This window comes from Fictibacillus phosphorivorans (assembly GCF_007673525.1).
GTDB lineage: Bacteria > Bacillota > Bacilli > Bacillales > Fictibacillaceae > Fictibacillus > Fictibacillus phosphorivorans_C.
This window is the reverse complement of sequence record NZ_VDZU01000001.1, coordinates 2,579,122-2,597,870: the sequence shown is the minus strand read 5'-3', so window position 1 is coordinate 2,597,870 and position 18,749 is coordinate 2,579,122. Positions and strand designations below refer to the sequence as shown.

Here is an 18,749-nt window from a genome sequence, read left to right as displayed (position 1 = left end):
TGTCGAAAAAAGAATATTTTCTATTGATATAAAATATTTTGTCCCTTAAGATAGATATTACAGAAAGATTTCAAAATATTAAGGCTTGAAACATTTGGGGGAGGTGTTTGTAATGTTGCGTTATATTACACAGCGAGTTCTATACATGATTTTAACTTTGCTGATCATTGCAACGATTACATTCTTTTTAATGAAGTTGTTACCGGGTTCTCCATTTAACAACCAAGACAAGTTAACGGAAACTCAAAGATATGCACTAAATGAAAAATACGGGTTAAATGACCCGGTGCCTGTTCAATATATTAACTATATTACGAAATTGGCACAGGGTGATTTAGGATATACGTTTCAGTTTGATGGACGTACCGTCAATTCATTAATTGTCAATGGTATGGGACCATCAGCTACTGTTGGTTTTGAAGCTTTGCTTTTTGGTACAATAGTCGGCTTGTTGCTGGGTATTATGGCTGCATTGAAACATAATACGTTCTTGGATTATGGTGCAATGGTCATTGCGGTATTTGGTATCGCGATTCCTTCATTCGTATTTGCAGGACTTTTGCAATACTACGTTGGTGTGAAATTGCAATGGCTTCCTGTTGCATTTTGGAACGGGCCGGAATATCACATATTGCCAGCATTCTCTTTATCCGTAGGAGTTATAGCAACAGTAGCTCGTTTCATGCGTACTGAAATGCTTGAGATACTAGGAACAGATTACATTCTTATGGCACGTTCAAAAGGTGTAAGTAAATCTGCAGTAATCTTTAAACACTGCGTAAGAAATAGTTTGATTCCTATCGTAACGATCTTAGGACCAATGGCTATCGGCCTTATTACAGGATCACTAGTAATTGAGAATATCTTTGCTATCCCTGGAATTGGAGAGCAATTCGTAAAAGCGATTCAGGTAAATGACTACCCAGTAATTATGGGTACAACACTTTTCTTTAGTTTCTTAATTGTAGCGATTATTTTAATCGTAGATATTTTATATGGAATCATTGATCCACGTATTCGTGTAGCAGGAGGTAAATCATAATGAGCATGTCAGAACGCAAACTAACACCTGATTTATTCCGCCCAGCGAACCTAGATTCAAACAGAGCTGAAGAAATTTCTAAGCCAAGCTTAAGTTTTTGGCAAGATGCATTTAGAAGACTTAAACAAAATAAAGGTGCGATGTTAGGTCTTTTTGCCATCGCGTTCATCATTGTATTCTCACTAATCGCACCAACATTTACTAAATATGATATTGATGATCAAGAACTTATGAGAGCTAACTTGCCACCTAAGATTCCTGGACTTGAAAAAGTAGAGTTTCTTGGAGTGAATGGTGTCGATATCAGAGATGTAAATCAATATGAAATGAAGAATGTTCCTAAAGACGATTACTTCTGGTTTGGTACAGATAGTCTTGGGCGAGACCAATGGACTCGTGTATGGAAGGGAACACAAATCTCTTTATATATTGCTTTCTTAGCTTCAGCCATCGAATTAATCATCGGAGTTGCATACGGTGGAATCTCTGCTTTCTACGGTGGCAGAACAGATGATATCATGCAGCGTATTGTAGAAGTATTAGTTGGTATTCCTAACTTGGTGGTAATCATCTTATTCATCATCATACTCGATCCAGGAATACTATCAATCACACTCGCACTCGTCATAACCGGTTGGATTGGAATGTCTCGTATTGTTCGTGCTCAGATAATTTCATTAAAGAATCGAGAGTTCGTTTTAGCATCTAAAACACTTGGTTCAACGAATGGAAGATTAATCTCAAAGCACCTTTTACCTAATACACTAGGTGCAATTATCGTTACAAGTACGTTTACTATTCCTGGGGCAATATTCTTTGAATCTTTCTTGAGCTTTATTGGTTTAGGAATTCAACCGCCGATCGCTTCTCTAGGGTCGTTGATTGCAGATGGGTTTAGATCCATAAGAATCTACCCTCACTTAGCAATTTATCCTGCTTCAGTATTATGTATACTGATGATCAGCTTTAACCTTCTTGGTGATGGTCTTCGCGATGCGCTTGATCCTAAAATGAGAAGATAGGAAGGGGATTATATAAATGGAAAAACTTTTAGAGTTAGATAACATACATGTCTCCTTCCAGACGTATGGGGGAGAAGTTAAGGCCGTTCGTGGCGTTAGCTTTACATTAGAAAAGGGTGAATCACTTGCCATCGTTGGTGAGTCTGGTTCCGGTAAATCAGTAACATCTAAATCAATCATGAGACTTTTGCCAAATAAAATCGGTTCGATTAAGCAAGGATCGATTAAGTTTCAAGGTAAAGATCTTGCAAAAGCTTCTGAACGTGAGATGGAAAAAATTCGTGGTGCTGAAATCTCGATGATTTTCCAAGATCCAATGACATCTCTTAACCCGACGATGACAATCGGAAAACAGATCATGGAAGGTCTTCGTAAGCACCAAAACATGAGCAAGAGTGAAGCAAAAGAACGTGCTGTTAACTTACTAAAACTTGTTGGTATTCCGAATCCTGAGCTTCGGGTGGATGAGTACCCTCACCAATTTTCAGGTGGAATGCGTCAGCGTGTAGTAATCGCGATTGCATTATCATGTAATCCAAAAGTACTAATTGCTGATGAACCGACAACTGCACTAGACGTTACCATTCAAGCACAGATCCTTGACTTGATGCGTGATCTACAAGATAAAACTGGTACTGCAATTATCTTGATCACACATGACCTTGGTGTTGTAGCTAACTTAGCTCAACGTGTAGCTGTAATGTACGGTGGTATGATCGTAGAGACTGGTACAGTCGATGAAATCTTTTATAAGCCGAAGCATCCTTACACTTGGGGACTATTGGCATCAATGCCTAAATTAAATGCAGAATCAAAAGAACTTTTAGCGATTCCTGGAACACCGCCTGATCTTATGAACCCTCCAAAAGGATGTCCGTTTGCAGCGCGTTGTCCTTATGCGATGGAAGTTTGTTTGGAGAATATGCCTGAAGCTACAGATGTATCTTCTTCTCACAAAGCAGCTTGCTGGTTGTTAGATGAGCGAGCTCCAAAAGTTGAACCGCCGGAAGAGGCATTAGTTGGGGGTGCTCGATAATGGCAGTAGTAGAAAGAGAAAAATTATTAGAAGTAAAGAATCTTAAAAAGTATTTCCCAGCTGGAAAAAAGGGCGTACTAAAAGCTGTAGATGATGTTTCCTTTGATATCTATAAAGGAGAAACACTTGGACTTGTAGGTGAGTCAGGTTGTGGTAAATCTACAACTGGACGTACAATTATTCGTCTATATGATGCTACTGAAGGTGAAGTTCTTTACGAGGGCGATGATGTTCATGATAAAAAGTCTCGCTCTGAGTTAAAGAAATTTAACCGCAAAATGCAAATGATTTTCCAAGATCCATACGCTTCTCTTAACCCGCGTATGACAGTTAAGGATATCATTGCTGAAGGTATCGATATTCATGGATTGGCGAAAACAAAGAAAGACCGTGAAAATCGTGTTTATGAACTACTGGAAACAGTAGGATTAAATAAAGAGCACGCAAACCGTTACCCGCATGAATTCTCAGGTGGACAGCGTCAACGTATTGGGATTGCTCGTGCGCTAGCCGTAGATCCAGACTTTATTATTGCTGATGAGCCAATTTCAGCTCTTGACGTATCCATTCAAGCACAAGTTGTTAACTTGATGATGGAACTGCAAAAAGAGCGTGGACTAACTTACCTATTTATTGCCCATGATCTATCTATGGTTAAACATATTTCTGATCGTGTAGGTGTAATGTACCTAGGTAATATCGTCGAGCTTACAACAAGTGATGAGCTTTATGAAGAACCGCTTCACCCGTATACACAAGCGCTTTTATCAGCGATTCCAGTTCCGGATCCTGAACTTGAAAGAAGCCGTGAACGTATCATCTTAGAGGGAGATGTTCCGAGTCCGATCAACCCTCCAAGTGGCTGCCGTTTCCGTACACGTTGCCCACACGCAATGGATGTGTGTGCAGCTGTTAAGCCTAAATGGCAAGAAGCTAGAGAAGGTCATTGGGTAGCATGTCACCTTTATGATGAAGAAGCTGTAAAGCAACAGAATTAACACATTTAAAACGATCTCCTATAATACAGGAGGTCGTTTTTATGTTAAACTATTAGAAGTGTGTAAAGCGTATACAATTCTTTATACATCCCTAATAATTGATTCAGAAGCAGAAATGGGGTAGAACAATATGAACCTTAGTTTTATAGTTGATAGCGCAAGTGACCTTAAAATAGATCTTGAGAAACTGGATTATTCGTTAACCGTTGTACCTTTGAATGTACAATTTGGAGAAGACCATTATTTAGATGGCGTGAATATTACTGAAGATGAATTTTATAAACGTATGAGTATGGAACCAGAACTACCTAAAACAAGTCAGCCATCTCCACAATCTTTTTATGAAGCCTTTCAGAAGGAAGTAGATAAAGGCCATGATGTCCTATACATCGGCATCTCATCTAACTTAAGTGGAACGGTTCAAAGTGCTACGATCGGAAAGAGCATGTTAACTGAAGAAGAACAAGAAAAAGTGATCATTCTAGATTCCGGTATCGCTTCAGGTGGTGTACAAATTTTATTAAACGAAGCCATTGAATTAGCACGTGAAGGTATGGCGATCAATGAAATTGTAAATAGCTTAGAGAATACGAAATCAGGCATTAAAGCTTACGTACTGCTTGAAACGTTAGAAAACTTGAAAAAAGGTGGAAGAATATCTGCTGTTCAAGGGGCTATCGCTGGAATGTTAAATATTAAACCGATGATTTCGATCATAGATGGAGTGGTTGAAACGATTGGGAAGTTTAGAGGAAGTAAGAAGGGTCTTTCGAAAATGAAAGAATATATCTCTGAATGGAGAGAAGAAAACCCTGAAAAGACACTTTACCTCATTCATAGTTTTCCTTCTACGGATGAAGTTATAAAAGAATTTGAAGAATTATTCTCGTTATCTAGTTTTCCAAAAGTGATCTATACTCGTTTTGGAAGCACGATCGGAACGTATTCGAGTGAAAAAGCTATTGGATTTGTAGCTTATTAATAAAATATGTAAGAATGTTAAAAACACTCTTTTCCTTCCTTAGGAAACAGAGTGTTTTACTTTTTCTTCTTCATGATATTCATCTACCATTTCATCTAATTTTTTGATCATGGTTATAGCTTTCATATCACTAATCGTACGATAGTGGTGGCTTCCGCCTGGTTCTTCATCTGCTTCGTCAGCTAAAGCAACAACTTTTTGCAACGGATTAAGGTTAAGTGAGCCAGCAGGTAGATATGAATCGGTGTGCAGTAAAATGGCAAGAGCAATTTCTTTTGCATTTTTACGATCTTCACCAAGAGAAACTAAAATTCGATGTGCGCGTTCTGCACCTTTAATCGCATGAATATCATTTTCTTTGTACATGTCATAGTCCCAATGACCGTTTTTATACCATGTATAGTGACCGATATCATGAAGAAAAGCAGCCTTTGTCGCTAAATCAGGATCCACACCATATTTTTGAGACAAATGGTATGCATGATAAGCTGTTGAGATGGCATGAACCATTCCAGAGCGCTTCACATATTTTTGTACATGAGGGTGGTTATATAAATCAAGTAAGCTAATATTTCGCATATGATTTCTCCTTTCTCTAAAAATGTATATTGTTATATACAATAACACCATTTGGACAATTTATCAACTAAAATAAGCAAAAAAAGAAGCCGCAACGCTTCTTTTTTTGCTGCTGAAGTATAATAAGGATTACTTTTTAAAGTACGCATCCCAACGATCAGTCACTAATTTATCTATATCTTCACGAGTTTCAACCACATCGGGATAGAATGGCTTCATTCTAGCATCAATAATGATTGTTCCTTCATATTTAATACGATTTCTGTCTATCGTACTCTTTGCGTATACATCATAGGCTGGATCGAATCGTGTGAAGGTTGTCCACAAAAATTCAGCCTGTGTTGCTGCAATGGATGCATCATCAACTAGAAAAACTAACGGCCAATCTTTGAAAGAGTCGTGACCATTCTCAAGCAGTTTTTCTGCAAAGTCAGGTGCTTCTTCAAATGATGGTCCACTTACCGTTAAACACCCACCACAATATACGCCAACGTCATGGATGCCTGAAATGGTACCACCATCATAAGTGCGTTTAAGTTCGCGGACAGGTTCACCTAATCCAGTCATGATTGCTTTTGAACCTGTATTGAACTTACGGCCGGTATAATCAAGAGTATCCATAGAAGTATCATGGATAATCAAAAGGTCACGTTCAGGAAGAAACCTCTCAAGTACCCCTTCTGCAAGTTCTGCGAAATTTTGCAGGTTAACAGGCTTATTCGTTACCATCAAGAATTTCGTTAGCGTTAGTTGTCCTTCACCCATAATACGAAAAGCGTGTGCCAAACCTTCTTTATAATAAGATTCGCGGACGACAGCCCCTGCAAGTGCATGAAAGCCTGTTTCTGCATACGTCCAAAGATCTCGTACTCCGTTCATAACAACAGGGAATAGTGGACTCATCAATCTTTGCAGATATTCTCCGATAAAATAATCCTCTTGTTTTGGTTTACCGACCACTGTTGCAGGATAGATGGCATCTTTTCGCTTCCACATTTTATCAACGTTAAATACAGGGAAATCGTGTGCCCATGAATAATAACCATAATGATCGCCAAAAGGTCCTTCAGGTTCTCGGACATGCGGCGGAACGATTCCTCCAAACGCGAACTCTGCCTCTGCAATTAAAGGATGAGGATGGCCATCAACATGTGCAAGACTTAATTTTTCTCCCATTAACATAGAGGAAAACATAAGCTCAGGAACAGCTTCTGGAAGAGGAGCGATCGCTGAGATCATTAGGGAAGGAGGTCCACCTAGAAACAGCGTCACAGGCAAAGCTTCATTCTTTTGCTCAGCGGCATAATGATGGAAGCCTCCACCTTTGTGAATCTGCCAGTGAATTCCCGTCTTATTTTTTTCTTTAATCTCAATTCTGTACATACCAAGATTGTGTTCATGTTTATCAGGATGTTCCGTATACACGAGTGGCAGGGTTACGAATGGATTGCTGTCTAAATGCCAGCCCGTTAATGCTGGCAGGTCTTGCATGTTAATATTCGTTGTAAAAGTTTCTAATAAAGGAGCTTTATTTTTGTTCACTGTTTTCGTGCCAAGTGATAAAACATCCTTGATCATGCCTTTTTTCTTCCATAATACAGAAGGGGAGGGAGGCATTAACTCATCAATAGACCCTACAAGTTCTTTTACTAGCTGCTCTGGTTTTGGACCAAAAGCCATGTCTACTCGTTTTATTGTTCCAAAAAGATTCGTTACAACAGGAATATTCTTACCTTTAACATTTGTAAACAGAAGAGCTGGTCCTTCTTCTGAGATCACACGTCTATGGATTTCAGGGATTTCTAGATAAGGATCCACTTCTGTATGAATTTCTACAATTTCTTTTTCAGATCTTAATTGGTTGATGAACGTTCTAAGGTTTCTATGCATTTGTACACCTCTATTATGTATGCTACCCTTATATTATAAAGTAGTTCGGACTTGAAATGTAAAAAACAACCCAAAATTCACGGGTTGTTCGCATTTTATCTTCTTTTAACAGGTCTCCAGTTTTCTTGAAAAGACTTCGATTTATCCACAAAATGAAAAACTTTTTTACCGCCAAACAATTTTACAGCAATGAATTGGGAGATGCTTCCCATCAGGGCTGTGATTCCAACAACACAAAGTGCTAGCAAGGTTAAATCGGTAAAGAATGAAATCAAATGAGGACTCCTCCTTTTCACAAAGAGTTCACCACGTACTTCTTTCTTTATTGTATCTCATGATAACAAAGGAAGAAAGAGGGAAAACTATATATTATCACTAAAATCTAAGGAGATGATGGGGAAAAAATGAACTGGTATGAGAAATTAAATCAATATTTTCCGATTGAAGAGATGAAATCTAAAGAACACATGGAATTATTATTAGACGAGAAGAGTGACATCTATCACAAAGATGAAGGCCAATATCACGTTTTGATGTATGTAGAACTCACTGATTTTGTTTTTATTGATTACTTATTTGTTTCAAAAGATGCTAGAGGTCAAGGTCTCGGCCATAAACTGATCGAAAAGTTAAAAGCAAAAGGGAAACCGATCATCTTAGAAGTTGAGCCAGTCGATTATGAAGATACTGATACAGAAAAAAGGTTACGGTTCTACACTCGGGAAGGATTTGAACATGCATCTAGTATAGGGTACAGAAGGCGCTCACTCGCTACGGATGAAGTGAATGAGATGGAGATTCTTTTTTGGTCACCAACTAAAGAATCCGAAGAAACTATTTATGAAAACATGAAAAAGACGTATAATGAAATACACACGTACAAAGATAGTGAATTGTACGGTAAGTCCTATCAACCTGCAAGTGAAGTGTTAACTTTAGATACAGAGAATGCAGTACCTAAGCCTGAGGTCGTTGATGATGAGTCAACAGATTCTTCCGGAAAACCTGCTTCAGAGCAATAAGATTTTCCTTTTTAAAGGAGGATGAAATGTCATGAAACAAAAAGACAAGAAGAAAAAAACAAAACGAGAACTTTGGAAAGAAATGCTTAAGAAGAATCTTAAGAAATTTAACCCAAGCATTTCTAGAAAAGGCCCTGCTTCACAAGTAAAGAAAACAATTGCATAAGATAGGGCTGTTAAAAGGAGGGTATGCTTCTTCTAACAGCCCTTTTTTTGATCTACCTTAATCATGATCAAATACGTTATCAAGCAAACGAATAATTAACATATTCTTTTTTTATGTTTTATGAAACTTATTCTTGGGTAATACGTCTATATATATGTAGATACGGAAAAGTTGTGTAGAATATTTTGTAGATGTATTACATTTGTATGACAAATTCGTAAAAATGTACAAAAGTCTGTATAACCTCTACCGAAAATGTAAAATGTGTAGTATACTATGAATGATTTAATAACTTTTTTAAAGTGCCTAAATCAGAGAGAGGGGAAGGAGAGTTCCACTATGGTCACACTATTTACTTCGCCGAGCTGTACATCATGCCGTAAAGCAAAAGCATGGTTAAAAGAGAATGACATTCCTTATCAAGAAAGAAATATTTTTTCAGAACCTTTATCAATAGAAGAAGTTAAGCAAATCTTGAGAATGACAGAGGACGGTACAGACGAGATTATTTCTACTCGTTCAAAAACGTTCCAGGAACTTAACATCAATCTCGAATCCATGCCATTGCAAGACTTATACCAATTGATTGCAGACCATCCTGGATTATTGCGTAGACCTATTATCTTGGATGAAAAACGCTTGCAAGTTGGTTATAACGAAGACGAAATTCGTCGTTTCTTGCCAAGACGTGTACGTACATTTCAGCTTATGGAAGCACAGCGTCTTGTCAATGAATAAAGAAAAACTTCCGCTATCCGATAGCGGAAGTTTTTTATTGTACTTTTTTAAAAGAAGTCCATGCACTTATAGCGCATGGACTTCTTTTTAGACTAATTGGCTCGTTTCTTTTTGAAAGTATTCGTTAAAATACCCGCAAGAATCACGCCTACTACTAAAAATACATATAAACCGTATTTCAGAACATCATTACCTTCAAATACGGAATGGATCATTCGTTCTTCAACAATCATTCCTGCTGATGTGAAAGCAAGTACTCCGGCACCAATATAAATTAAAACAGGGAATCTTTCCATAAAGTGCAATATTATCTTACTTCCCCATATAATGATAGGAACTGATACTAAAAGTCCAATCACTACTAACACGATATTTCCATGTGCAGCCCCGGCGACTGCAAGTACATTATCAAGTCCCATCGCAATATCTGCAAATACGATTGTTTTTACAGCATCAGATAGGTTCTTGCCCGCTTTAACATCAAGCTCGTCATCTTCTTCTAAAATTAACTTATAAGCAATAATTAGAAGTAAAATTCCTCCTGCAAGATATAAGAAAGGAATATTTAATAAATAAACAGCTACAATGGTTAGTACTACACGAACAACAATAGCTAGTCCAGTTCCTAAGAAAATGGCTTTATTTCTTTGAGCTTCTGGTAAGTTTCTACTGGCAAGGGCAATTACAATAGCGTTGTCTCCGCCAAGAAGGATATCAATTGCAATGATCTGCAACAATGATATCAGAAATTCTGTTTCCAAACGTAAACCCCCCGTAAATAATGAAATTTCACTTGTATTATGGTACAATATGTTAACCTTAAAGACCTTTGAATTATAGTCCAGCTTGACCTGCTCCGTCAAGTTGAGAGCTTAAGATTCGACGTGTGTACAGGTGTAAAAAAGGGCAGTTTATACAGGCCTTTTTTATTTCCATATTTTCCGTTTTGTCATAGAATAAGGTACAAGAGGTTTAATTGTGATTGATGTAGTTTTCGACGGAGAACGATTGGAAATAAGAATTGCTTTTTTCTAGGGGTATTTATCCCTTCACGAACAAACCGGAGAGAAGGGAGAGAAGCAGAAATGGAAATTGAAAGAGTGAATGAGTTCACCATTAAATTTTTCATTACGTACAGAGATATTGAAGATCGCGGTTTCGATCGTGAAGAAATATGGTCTGATCGCGAAAGAGGAGAAGAACTCTTTTGGGAAATGATGGACGAAGCACATCAGCAAGAGCAGTTTCCATTAGAAGGTCCACTGTGGATTCAAGTTCAGGCTCTGGATAAAGGTCTTGAAATAATTGTAACTCGTGCTCAAATGTCCAAAGACGGTAAAAAGATTGAGCTTCCTATAGGCGATGATAAATTGGATTTACCCGTTGATCAGAATATTGAACAAATATTAGATCAACAGTTTCAAGTAGAAGAAGATTTTGATGAATTAGAAGAAACAGAAGAAGACTATTTATCCTTCCTCATTTCTTTTGGTGACTTTGAAGATGTTATCTCTTTAAGTCATACGATTGATTCTTCGTCTTTTGAGAATTCGCTGTTTCACTTCGAGGGTAAATATTATTTGTATGTGACATTTAATGTGGAAACTTCAGATCGAGAACAAGACGATCTATTAGCCCAGCTATTGGAATACGGAAATGACTCTGATCTATCTGTTTACCGTATACAAGAGTATGGAAAAACAATTGTTTCAGAGGCAGCATTAGATCACGTACAACAATATTTTAAATTATAAGATATAACCGATTTCAGCTACCTTGAAATCGGTTTTTGTTTTTTTTTCACTGAGTGTTTTTATCAATAATCAATCATTTCAATAACGATCTAGAGAAAATGAAGAAGTGAAGTTTCTGCAATCATCGTTCATTATGATGAGTGTGGAGGTGAAACAAATTGTTAGTCGCTCTTTTTAATGATCAGTACGTTGATATGGTTGGAGAAATAACAAAGGAAGAATGGTATCTGAAAAATAAATCAGGAAAATTACGATGCCCCGTCTGTCATAATAAAGTCATACCGAAATGTGGAACAAAAAAGACATGGCACTTTGCTCATCATTCTTTTGAAGAATGTGAAGGTTTTCATGAAGGAGAAACGGATTATCATCTCCTTGGAAAAAAAGGCTTGTATAAATGGCTTACACATGTAAATGAAAAAACGATTCTGGAGTATTATATCCGTGATATTAAGCAGCGTCCTGATTTGTTTCTTCAAGAAAACCAGCATGTCATCGAGTTTCAGTGTGCAACGATCACACCTGAAGATCTGAGAAAAAGAATATCAGGTTATCAGGCTCTTAACCTAGCCTCCGACTGGATCTTTGGTATGAAACGGATCAAACAAAAAGGACTGGATCTTTATTATATCCAGAGCTCCGATCTATCTGCTGCTAAAAAGGATAGCAACGGCCAGCTATATCTAAATTATTATTGTCCTCTTAAAGAACAGTTTTTTCTGCTTAGAAATATTATTCCTCTATCACAAAAGAAAGTTGTTGCCCATGGTTATGTTTTTTCAACTAACAAGTGTTGTGATGTCCTCTGGTTGTCAAGAACGTTTTTGAATCTAGAAACTCATAACGTTAATCACAACGTTCTTTGGAAAAAGCAAAAATATACGTGGAGAACAACAGCTTTTAAGAACACATCTCCAGCTGTAATGTATATGAAGAAAGTTTTGTATTTCAATCATCATACCCTAACATTGTTTCCTTCTATTGCGGGTATTCCCACTAATGACTTTTATCACATCGAAACATCACCTTATTTATGGCAGACATATCTATTGTTCCTGATTGAAAAGTTGCCGACCTCATTATTTTCCACTAATCTAATCGAACAAGAATTTCAGCGATTGATTCAAAAACGTATTCTTCAGATACGAGATTTTCCTTATCTTAAAGAATCTTGGAGAGATGCTGTCAAGAACTACCTTTCTTTCTTAGTGAATCATCAATTGCTCGAAAAAGTGTCAGAGGGAACTTATCGAAAGCTTCAACTCGTTCACTATCCAAAAACGTTGGATGAGGCGTTAAAACTAGACGAAATTTTCAGTGAAAAGTCGTAATTTTTGACTTTGCATAAGCATTTTCTGGTAATATGTAGATATATATAAGGAGAAAGTATTCCTACTATTCTCTTTAATCTACCTGGAGGTGTATGTATGTCTCAAACAAAAACAAAATCATTGCCTAAACGTAATGAAGTCCCTGTTTCAGATACGTGGGATTTAGAAGCAATATATGCGACAGACGATGTATGGGAAAAAGAATTCGATGAAACAAAAAACTTGCTGCCTGAATTAAAATCTTTTCAAGGAAGACTTGGAGAGTCTGCCGAAACCCTTTATTCATACTTCCAAAAGCAAGATGAAGTAACTAAAAAGCTTGGTAAACTTTATACATACGCTCATATGAGATACGACCAAGATACAACTAACTCCTTTTACCAAGGGTTGAATGACCGTGCTTCGAACTTGGCAACACAAGTTAGCAGTACAGTGTCGTTTGCAGTGCCAGAAATCCTATCTTTATCTGAAGAATCATTGGTTCAATTTTTACAAAGTCATGAACCTTTGAAGTTGTATAAACAAGCTTTAGATGAGATTAACCGTCAGCGTCCTCACGTACTCTCTAAAGAAGAAGAAGCACTCTTAGCGGATGTTAGAGAAGTAGCTAATACGTCAAGCAACACATTTGGTATGCTAAATAATGCTGATCTTAAATTCCCAGTTGTTAAAGATGAGAACGGGGAAGAGATTGAAGTTACTCATGGACGATATATACGCTTTTTAGAAAGCTCAGATCGCAGAGTGAGAGAAGATGCTTTTAAAGCTGTATATGGCACATATGATTCTTACAAAAATACATTTGCAAGTACACTTTCTGGAACAGTTAAACGAGATAATTTCTTTGCAAAAACAAGAAAGTTTAGTTCAGCTCGTGAAGCAGCACTAAACAACAATAACATTCCTGAAGCAGTTTATGATAATTTAGTTAAAACAGTAAACGATAACCTTGGTTTGTTGCATCGTTATGTTCGCCTTCGTAAAAAAGCATTAGGACTAGATGAACTTCATATGTATGATCTTTATACGCCACTTGTTAAGGATGCCAAGATGGAAGTGAGCTTTAAAGAGGCTCAGCAGCTTGTCCTTGATAGTTTAGATCCAATGGGTGAAGAGTATAAACAGATCGTAAAAGAAGGTTATGAGAAGCGCTGGATCGATGTGCATGAGAATGCTGGTAAGCGAAGTGGTGCATACTCATCAGGGGCTTATGGTACGATGCCGTATATCCTAATGAACTGGCAAGATAACGTCAACAACTTGTTCACTCTCACTCATGAGATCGGACATTCTGTTCATAGTTACTATACACGTGAGAATCAGCCTTATCCTTATGCGGATTATTCAATTTTTGTTGCAGAAGTAGCATCGACTTGTAATGAAGCTTTATTGAATCATTATATGTTAGAAAAAACTTCTGATAAGAAGGAAAAGTTGTACTTGTTAAACCACCATTTGGAAGGATTTAGAGGCACTGTTTTCCGTCAGACGATGTTTGCAGAGTTCGAACAAGAAATTCATGTTCGTGCCGCGAATGGTGAGCCGCTAACTCCAGAACTGTTAACGAGAATCTATTACGATCTGAACGTTAAATATTTTGGTGAAGATCTCGTAATTGATAAGGAAATTGGTCTAGAGTGGGCTAGAATTCCTCATTTCTATTACAATTTCTATGTTTATCAATACGCAACAGGATTTAGCGCAGCTGCTTCCTTGTCGAAACAGATCTTAGATGAAGGAAAACCAGCTGTTGACCGTTACCTAGATTTCTTAAAAGCAGGAAGCTCTGATTATCCGATCGAAGTATTGAAAAAAGCTGGTGTTGATATGACTACACCAGAACCAATTGAAAATGCTCTTAAAGTTTTTGAATCAATTCTTGATGAGATGGAAGAACTGCTTTTTGAGAAATAAACAAAAAAATCCTGTCCAATTTTCTGGGCAGGATTTTGTTATGTTGTTCTAGCCTATTCTTCTTAGTTTTGATCGATAGTTATAGCAGAGTGTTGTGAGTAGTACGGCGATAAAGAGTCCAGGTATTGCTAAAATTTTTGGTGCCATGTTTAGCAGAGAGAGCACAAAAAAATAAAAACTCCCTGCAAGTGAAAGTAAGCTAAGCAAAAACATAATCAAATACATAAAAATCTCCCTCCCTTTGTACATGTTTATTCATGTTGGGACAGGATATGCAAAGCGTGTCCGAATAATAAAGACTATTGTTAAAAAAGCTAATAAAAAAAAACCGCTGAAATAAATCAGCGGTTAGGGAGAAATCTCCAAAATGTTCCGTACTTTACCGGTACACGTTCAACTTTTTGTTGCAGAACGAGGCGTTTTAATCTTTTTTCAGCTTCTTCACAACTGATTTGATATACTACAGAGACCTCTTTTGTTGCTACAAATGAGTAAGTAGAAAGAAAGTCTTCTAATTCAGGAAGCGGAGAAGGCTCTAAAGGAACATCAGACATTTCTTTTAGGATTTGTACATAAACGTCGTAAGAATAACAGCCGGATATTTTAATCCCATCGTCATCTGTTTTGTCATTGAAAACAATAAGCGTTGGTATTTGAGTAACATCCATTTCTTGGGTGAATTTCAAATCACAACGAAGAGCTTTAATTGTTGCTTCAGATGAAAGATCACTTAAAAATTCATCTTCATCCAAGTTTACCGAGCGGGCGATATCTAATAAGACGTCATCGTTTCCAATGTTTTGTTTATTTAAAAACAAGTTTTCTCTAAGCTTTCTTAGAAATTTCATGCCTTGTTGCTTGCCTTGAAGCTCAGCAGCCTTTATGGCAAGTGTTGCTTTATGAGGGGCAGAAATAGGGTTTTCCAACCACACATCTCCATCACAGCTCATACCAGAAATGGAAGCTGTTTTCTCCCACTTTTCAGCAATCTGTTCAGCAGTGTTTATCCCCTTTTTTCGAGGAACATACGTATTGAGTGATTCAAGGCTGCCACTTACAAAATGGCGTAATGTAAAATAATGGCCGTATTGAACTTGCAATTTTTTTAGAACAGGCTCTAATGACCAGCACTCTGGGCATAGCGGATCGATGACAGAATAGATTTCCAATGGCTTTTGACAGGCATAGTTTTTAATGTTCTCTTGTTCGTCATAAAAGGAATTGGAATTATACAGTGTCAGCATTCTCGCCCCTTTCTGAATCCTCTGTATTAACCATATGAAAAGCAGTCATTTTTAATCGGCTTAACAGTATGTTTTGCAAATCAGGATCTATTTTTTGAATCGTCATCGCCTTTTCCATGCAAGCTAACCAAGCTTTTGCATGAGAATTTGTTATCGGAAAAGGCATGTGACGCGCTCTGAGCATAGGATGTCCATGTTCCTCAGTATATAGTGGCGGTCCGCCAAAAAACTGACTTAAAAATTGAGTTTGTTTATAGGCAGTCTCAGTTAAGTCAACAGGAAAAAGTGGAGAAAGCAATGAGTCTTGACTAACTAAGCTGTAAAAAGTCGTAACCAGTTTTTCAATGCCCTCTTTTTTTCCCAATAGATCATATGGTGTTTTTGATTCGTCAAACATGGTCCAAAAGCTCCTTGCGTCAATTTGTAATTTTATTGTAGCAAGGTTCATGAATGGTAAGCAAACAATATGAACAGACAAGGATAGTTGTATATTCCAAAGTCTCTTTAAAAATGGCAAAAATCAGCGTGTAGATTTCATAAAAATAACCCTCAGCATTTGAGGGTTATACGAGTGATTGGTACGTATTCATAATCTTGTTTACGTAAGAAATGGTTTCCTTAAAAGGAGGAATACCGTTATATTTTGCGACGTTTCCGGGACCCGCATTATAAGCGGCAAGAGCAAGCTTTTGATTTCCATCATATTTATCGAGCATCATCTTTAAATATTTTGTTCCTGCTTCCACGTTCTGTATCGGATCGAAAGGGTTTGTAACTCCTAACGACCTAGCTGTTGCAGGCATCAGTTGCATAAGTCCTTGAGCACCTGCATGACTTTCGGCAGTCGTACTAAAATTAGATTCGTGTTTGATGACGGAACGGATAAGTTTAGGATCTACACCAAATTTTCTAGCAGTATTTTCGATCAACTCATCTAAATTTTTTGATGGAATGTTTAACTTTTCAGTTGTGATCGGAACAGATGGTGTTGCTGGTAATGAATATTGAGCACTAGTATTAGCAGTGAGTGGTTGGAGCATTTGTGTAGCATTAAGGTTAAAAGTTGCTGCATCCACTGACCCGGTTGTACTACCAACTTTAGAATAGGCCTCTTGCAACAAGGCTGCAAAAGGACTTGAAACGGTATTTTGCATACTTGAAACAGAAGAAGACGGATTTACATTCAACTGTTGCAGTGCTTGGATTTCCATTAGTGCTTTATACGATTGAATATTCAAGAGATATCCTCCTAAATCGATTAACGTATTAAAATGATCAGTTTACTTATTTCTAAGGCTTTCATTAAAGAAACGGGCAATTTTGCTATCTGTTTCTCTAATAGGAATCTGTTTAATCGTTAGCAGATCATTAAATTTATTTAGTCCACTTGTATAATCGGCAGATTCGTATTCAATTTCATAGTCGATTTTACCTAAATAATGATTTTCATCTAAAACGAGAAGGCCATCTTTGTAAGGAAACTCAGCACGGAATGTTGTGAGTTCTCCTAAATATGTAATTTTCTTCACATCAATATTCATTTTTTGTATGTGATCAGCTACCTCTCCAGAAGGCAATGGTTTCCCGTTTAATAGACCTTCAAAAATATCTTTAGAAACAGTTTGATGGGTTTCAAGAATATGTTTATCTAATTTCTGTTTTAGCGTGAGTGTATATTCGTTATTTTTTGTTCGAACACGCAAAGCACTTCTGTGGTGTTTCAGGTCAAATTGTTGGGTATCAAAATAATAGTTGGTCTGTTTGTGAAAAGCTTCTTGCTTCACATCAAACTCGTCTATAAGTTTTAAAAATTCAAGGTGTGATAACAAATTCTTAAATTCAATTTCAATTTCTTGAGACACTTGGTTTATCCCCCTGTAGCTATACTTAAGTAAACTTATTATCTCATAGCGATTCCTGCATCTCAATTTCTTATTAAACTCCTATTTTGTGTTACACTAAAAAAGAAGAAACAGGAGGTTGTTAACATGATGCCACGACGATTGAATGTGCAGTCAACTGCATGGAAAGAAAATAAGCTCATTTTGCTTATTGAGAATGAAGAAAACACAGGACTTTCTGACTGGAAAGACAGCGAAAGAATGCTGGTCGATTCTGATGGGTTAGCATTCATCTATGTTCTTGAGGATGAAGATGGATTCATTTATATCTCAATTGATCATAATCATTGGAACGAAGTGAAAAGTGCTCTTCAAAAAGATGCCGTTTTCGCTGTTCAAAATCAAAAAAGAGAAGAGCTTGAACTTACTGCTTTCTCTAGTGAAATGGACTTCTTAACAGACAATATACAAGGAAATGCTAACTATGGGCAACAGATGGAAGATGAAGTGATCAAGATTTTTGGAACTGAGGAAAAAGCCCAATGAGCATGGACTGGGAAGCTCTATTAATTCCGTACAAGCAAGCTGTTGATGAGCTTAAGATTAAATTCAGAGGAATGCGTGAGCAATTTGAAAAATCAAATCAGCATTGTCCGATTGAGTTTGTTACTGGAAGAGTGAAACCCATCAAGTCAATCGTGAACAAGGCCTATCAAAAGAACATTCCCGATCAACATTTAGAAACGGAAATTCAAGATTTAGCGGGACTTCGAATCATGTGTCAGTTTACTGATGATATAAAAACCGTAATAAATCTTCTCAGGCAGCGCAATGATTTTACGATTGTAGAAGAACGCGACTATATCACACATAAAAAACCAAGTGGTTATCGTTCGTACCATATCGTTATCGAGTATCCCGTTCAAGTATTAGATGGAGAAAAGAAGATTCTTGTAGAAGTTCAAGTCCGAACACTAGCTATGAATTTTTGGGCTACGATCGAACACTCTATGAACTATAAGTATCAAGGACAAATTCCTGAAGATATTCGTCAAAGGCTACAAAGAGCGGCAGAAGCGGCAAACAGATTAGACGAAGAGATGTCTCAGATCAAAGGGGAAATTCAAGAAGCTCAGCTTGTGTTTTTGGAACGCAATGATAAATCCAATGAAACTAATTTAGGATCATAA

General features: G+C 37.2%; 21 protein-coding genes. 13 read left to right on the top strand and 8 right to left on the bottom strand.

The annotated features are described in order from the left end of the window. Positions 1-112 precede the first annotated feature (112 nt). The 5 genes from opp3b to FS458_RS12960 all read left to right on the top strand — a co-directional run bounded on the left by opp3b (position 113) and on the right by FS458_RS12960 (position 5,080). Entirely contained in the window at positions 113-1,042 is a 930-nt protein-coding gene (gene opp3b, locus FS458_RS12980; RefSeq protein ID WP_144701142.1) for an oligopeptide ABC transporter permease, read from the top strand. After that, the gene (gene opp3C / locus FS458_RS12975; protein ID WP_144701140.1) at positions 1,042-2,064 is read left to right on the top strand and encodes an oligopeptide ABC transporter permease; all 1,023 of its coding nucleotides are present in this window, start codon (positions 1,042-1,044) and stop codon (positions 2,062-2,064) included. The genes opp3b and opp3C overlap by 1 nt, the downstream gene beginning before the upstream one ends. Before the next feature lie 16 nt (positions 2,065-2,080). Further along, positions 2,081-3,100, top strand: coding sequence for an ABC transporter ATP-binding protein (locus tag FS458_RS12970; protein ID WP_144701138.1), 1,020 nt, complete (start codon positions 2,081-2,083; stop codon positions 3,098-3,100). Then, positions 3,100-4,098, top strand: a complete 999-nt coding sequence (locus tag FS458_RS12965) for an ABC transporter ATP-binding protein (protein ID WP_144701136.1) — start codon at positions 3,100-3,102, stop codon at positions 4,096-4,098. Before FS458_RS12970 ends, FS458_RS12965 begins: the two co-directional genes overlap by 1 nt. Before the next feature lie 130 nt (positions 4,099-4,228). Beyond that, a complete protein-coding gene (locus FS458_RS12960) occupies positions 4,229-5,080 on the top strand; it encodes a DegV family protein (protein WP_144701134.1) in 852 nt (283 codons plus the stop codon). A 39-nt stretch (positions 5,081-5,119) separates the two neighbouring features. Here FS458_RS12960 and FS458_RS12955 read toward each other — a convergent pair whose 3' ends face one another. The 3 genes from FS458_RS12955 to FS458_RS12945 form a co-directional block, all read right to left on the bottom strand. Continuing rightward, positions 5,120-5,659 (bottom strand): HD domain-containing protein, encoded by a 540-nt coding sequence (locus FS458_RS12955; RefSeq protein ID WP_144701132.1) that lies wholly within the window; start codon positions 5,657-5,659, stop codon positions 5,120-5,122. Positions 5,660-5,788: 129 nt separating this feature from the next. Then, positions 5,789-7,549 (bottom strand): UbiD family decarboxylase, encoded by a 1,761-nt coding sequence (locus tag FS458_RS12950; protein WP_144701130.1) that lies wholly within the window; start codon positions 7,547-7,549, stop codon positions 5,789-5,791. 95 nt (positions 7,550-7,644) lie between these two features. Next, complete coding sequence (locus tag FS458_RS12945) at positions 7,645-7,824, bottom strand: hypothetical protein (RefSeq protein WP_144701128.1); 180 nt, start codon at positions 7,822-7,824, stop codon at positions 7,645-7,647. Positions 7,825-7,953: 129 nt separating this feature from the next. Between FS458_RS12945 and FS458_RS12940 the strand changes: the two genes are divergently transcribed. The 3 genes from FS458_RS12940 (at position 7,954) to spxA (ending at position 9,475) form a co-directional block, all read left to right on the top strand. Further along, positions 7,954-8,571, top strand: coding sequence for a GNAT family N-acetyltransferase (locus tag FS458_RS12940; RefSeq protein WP_144701126.1), 618 nt, complete (start codon positions 7,954-7,956; stop codon positions 8,569-8,571). Between the two features lie 31 nt (positions 8,572-8,602). Further along, the gene (locus FS458_RS21045; protein ID WP_255548976.1) at positions 8,603-8,737 is read left to right on the top strand and encodes a hypothetical protein; all 135 of its coding nucleotides are present in this window, start codon (positions 8,603-8,605) and stop codon (positions 8,735-8,737) included. A 339-nt stretch (positions 8,738-9,076) separates the two neighbouring features. After that, positions 9,077-9,475: a transcriptional regulator SpxA gene (spxA, locus tag FS458_RS12935; protein WP_066245987.1), complete on the top strand. Its 399-nt coding sequence runs from the start codon at positions 9,077-9,079 to the stop codon at positions 9,473-9,475. Between the two features lie 92 nt (positions 9,476-9,567). Here the strand turns inward: spxA and FS458_RS12930 are convergent, their stop codons facing one another. Further along, positions 9,568-10,236 carry a TerC family protein gene (locus tag FS458_RS12930; RefSeq protein WP_144701124.1) on the bottom strand — a complete coding sequence of 223 codons (669 nt, stop codon included), beginning with the start codon at positions 10,234-10,236 and terminating at the stop codon, positions 9,568-9,570. Positions 10,237-10,560: 324 nt separating this feature from the next. Here FS458_RS12930 and mecA point away from each other — a divergent pair, with 324 nt between their 5' ends. From mecA to pepF, 3 genes are all read left to right on the top strand, one after another. Next, positions 10,561-11,229: an adaptor protein MecA gene (mecA, locus tag FS458_RS12925; RefSeq protein WP_137789854.1), complete on the top strand. Its 669-nt coding sequence runs from the start codon at positions 10,561-10,563 to the stop codon at positions 11,227-11,229. A gap of 158 nt (positions 11,230-11,387) precedes the next feature. Beyond that, positions 11,388-12,560, top strand: a complete 1,173-nt coding sequence (locus FS458_RS12920; protein WP_144701122.1) for a competence protein CoiA — start codon at positions 11,388-11,390, stop codon at positions 12,558-12,560. A 96-nt stretch (positions 12,561-12,656) separates the two neighbouring features. Further along, entirely contained in the window at positions 12,657-14,474 is a 1,818-nt protein-coding gene (gene pepF / locus FS458_RS12915) for an oligoendopeptidase F (protein WP_144701119.1), read from the top strand. Positions 14,475-14,815: 341 nt separating this feature from the next. Here pepF and FS458_RS12910 read toward each other — a convergent pair whose 3' ends face one another. The 4 genes from FS458_RS12910 to FS458_RS12895 all read right to left on the bottom strand — a co-directional run bounded on the left by FS458_RS12910 (position 14,816) and on the right by FS458_RS12895 (position 17,580). Then, a complete protein-coding gene (locus FS458_RS12910; RefSeq protein WP_144701117.1) occupies positions 14,816-15,718 on the bottom strand; it encodes a ClpXP adapter SpxH family protein in 903 nt (300 codons plus the stop codon). Then, positions 15,702-16,115, bottom strand: a complete 414-nt coding sequence (locus FS458_RS12905) for a globin (protein WP_144701115.1) — start codon at positions 16,113-16,115, stop codon at positions 15,702-15,704. The genes FS458_RS12910 and FS458_RS12905 overlap by 17 nt, the downstream gene beginning before the upstream one ends. A 166-nt stretch (positions 16,116-16,281) precedes the next feature. Further along, on the bottom strand, positions 16,282-16,956 hold the full coding sequence (locus tag FS458_RS12900) for a lytic transglycosylase domain-containing protein (protein ID WP_260858612.1): 675 nt from the start codon (positions 16,954-16,956) through the stop codon (positions 16,282-16,284). A gap of 42 nt (positions 16,957-16,998) precedes the next feature. After that, positions 16,999-17,580 (bottom strand): CYTH domain-containing protein, encoded by a 582-nt coding sequence (locus FS458_RS12895; protein ID WP_144701113.1) that lies wholly within the window; start codon positions 17,578-17,580, stop codon positions 16,999-17,001. A gap of 126 nt (positions 17,581-17,706) precedes the next feature. On the opposite strand from FS458_RS12895, the gene FS458_RS12890 reads away from it, so the two are divergent. Together FS458_RS12890 and FS458_RS12885 are read left to right on the top strand one after the other, a co-directional pair. Beyond that, positions 17,707-18,105, top strand: coding sequence for a hypothetical protein (locus FS458_RS12890; protein ID WP_144701111.1), 399 nt, complete (start codon positions 17,707-17,709; stop codon positions 18,103-18,105). After that, positions 18,102-18,749 carry a GTP pyrophosphokinase gene (locus FS458_RS12885; RefSeq protein ID WP_066393151.1) on the top strand — a complete coding sequence of 216 codons (648 nt, stop codon included), beginning with the start codon at positions 18,102-18,104 and terminating at the stop codon, positions 18,747-18,749. The genes FS458_RS12890 and FS458_RS12885 overlap by 4 nt, the downstream gene beginning before the upstream one ends.

Bases quoted from the DNA above. Each gene is read 5' to 3' on its own strand.
- opp3b (WP_144701142.1), top strand. From the start codon at position 113: ATGTTGCGTTATATTACACAGCGAGTTCTATACATGATTTTAACTTTG.
- opp3C (WP_144701140.1), top strand. From the start codon at position 1,042: ATGAGCATGTCAGAACGCAAACTAACACCTGATTTATTCCGCCCAGCG.
- FS458_RS12970 (WP_144701138.1), top strand. From the start codon at position 2,081: ATGGAAAAACTTTTAGAGTTAGATAACATACATGTCTCCTTCCAGACG.
- FS458_RS12965 (WP_144701136.1), top strand. From the start codon at position 3,100: ATGGCAGTAGTAGAAAGAGAAAAATTATTAGAAGTAAAGAATCTTAAA.
- FS458_RS12960 (WP_144701134.1), top strand. From the start codon at position 4,229: ATGAACCTTAGTTTTATAGTTGATAGCGCAAGTGACCTTAAAATAGAT.
- FS458_RS12955 (WP_144701132.1), bottom strand. From the start codon at position 5,659: ATGCGAAATATTAGCTTACTTGATTTATATAACCACCCTCATGTACAA.
- FS458_RS12950 (WP_144701130.1), bottom strand. From the start codon at position 7,549: ATGCATAGAAACCTTAGAACGTTCATCAACCAATTAAGATCTGAAAAA.
- FS458_RS12940 (WP_144701126.1), top strand. From the start codon at position 7,954: ATGAACTGGTATGAGAAATTAAATCAATATTTTCCGATTGAAGAGATG.
- FS458_RS21045 (WP_255548976.1), top strand. From the start codon at position 8,603: ATGAAACAAAAAGACAAGAAGAAAAAAACAAAACGAGAACTTTGGAAA.
- spxA (WP_066245987.1), top strand. From the start codon at position 9,077: ATGGTCACACTATTTACTTCGCCGAGCTGTACATCATGCCGTAAAGCA.
- mecA (WP_137789854.1), top strand. From the start codon at position 10,561: ATGGAAATTGAAAGAGTGAATGAGTTCACCATTAAATTTTTCATTACG.
- pepF (WP_144701119.1), top strand. From the start codon at position 12,657: ATGTCTCAAACAAAAACAAAATCATTGCCTAAACGTAATGAAGTCCCT.
- FS458_RS12910 (WP_144701117.1), bottom strand. From the start codon at position 15,718: ATGCTGACACTGTATAATTCCAATTCCTTTTATGACGAACAAGAGAAC.
- FS458_RS12905 (WP_144701115.1), bottom strand. From the start codon at position 16,115: ATGTTTGACGAATCAAAAACACCATATGATCTATTGGGAAAAAAAGAG.
- FS458_RS12890 (WP_144701111.1), top strand. From the start codon at position 17,707: ATGATGCCACGACGATTGAATGTGCAGTCAACTGCATGGAAAGAAAAT.
- FS458_RS12885 (WP_066393151.1), top strand. From the start codon at position 18,102: ATGAGCATGGACTGGGAAGCTCTATTAATTCCGTACAAGCAAGCTGTT.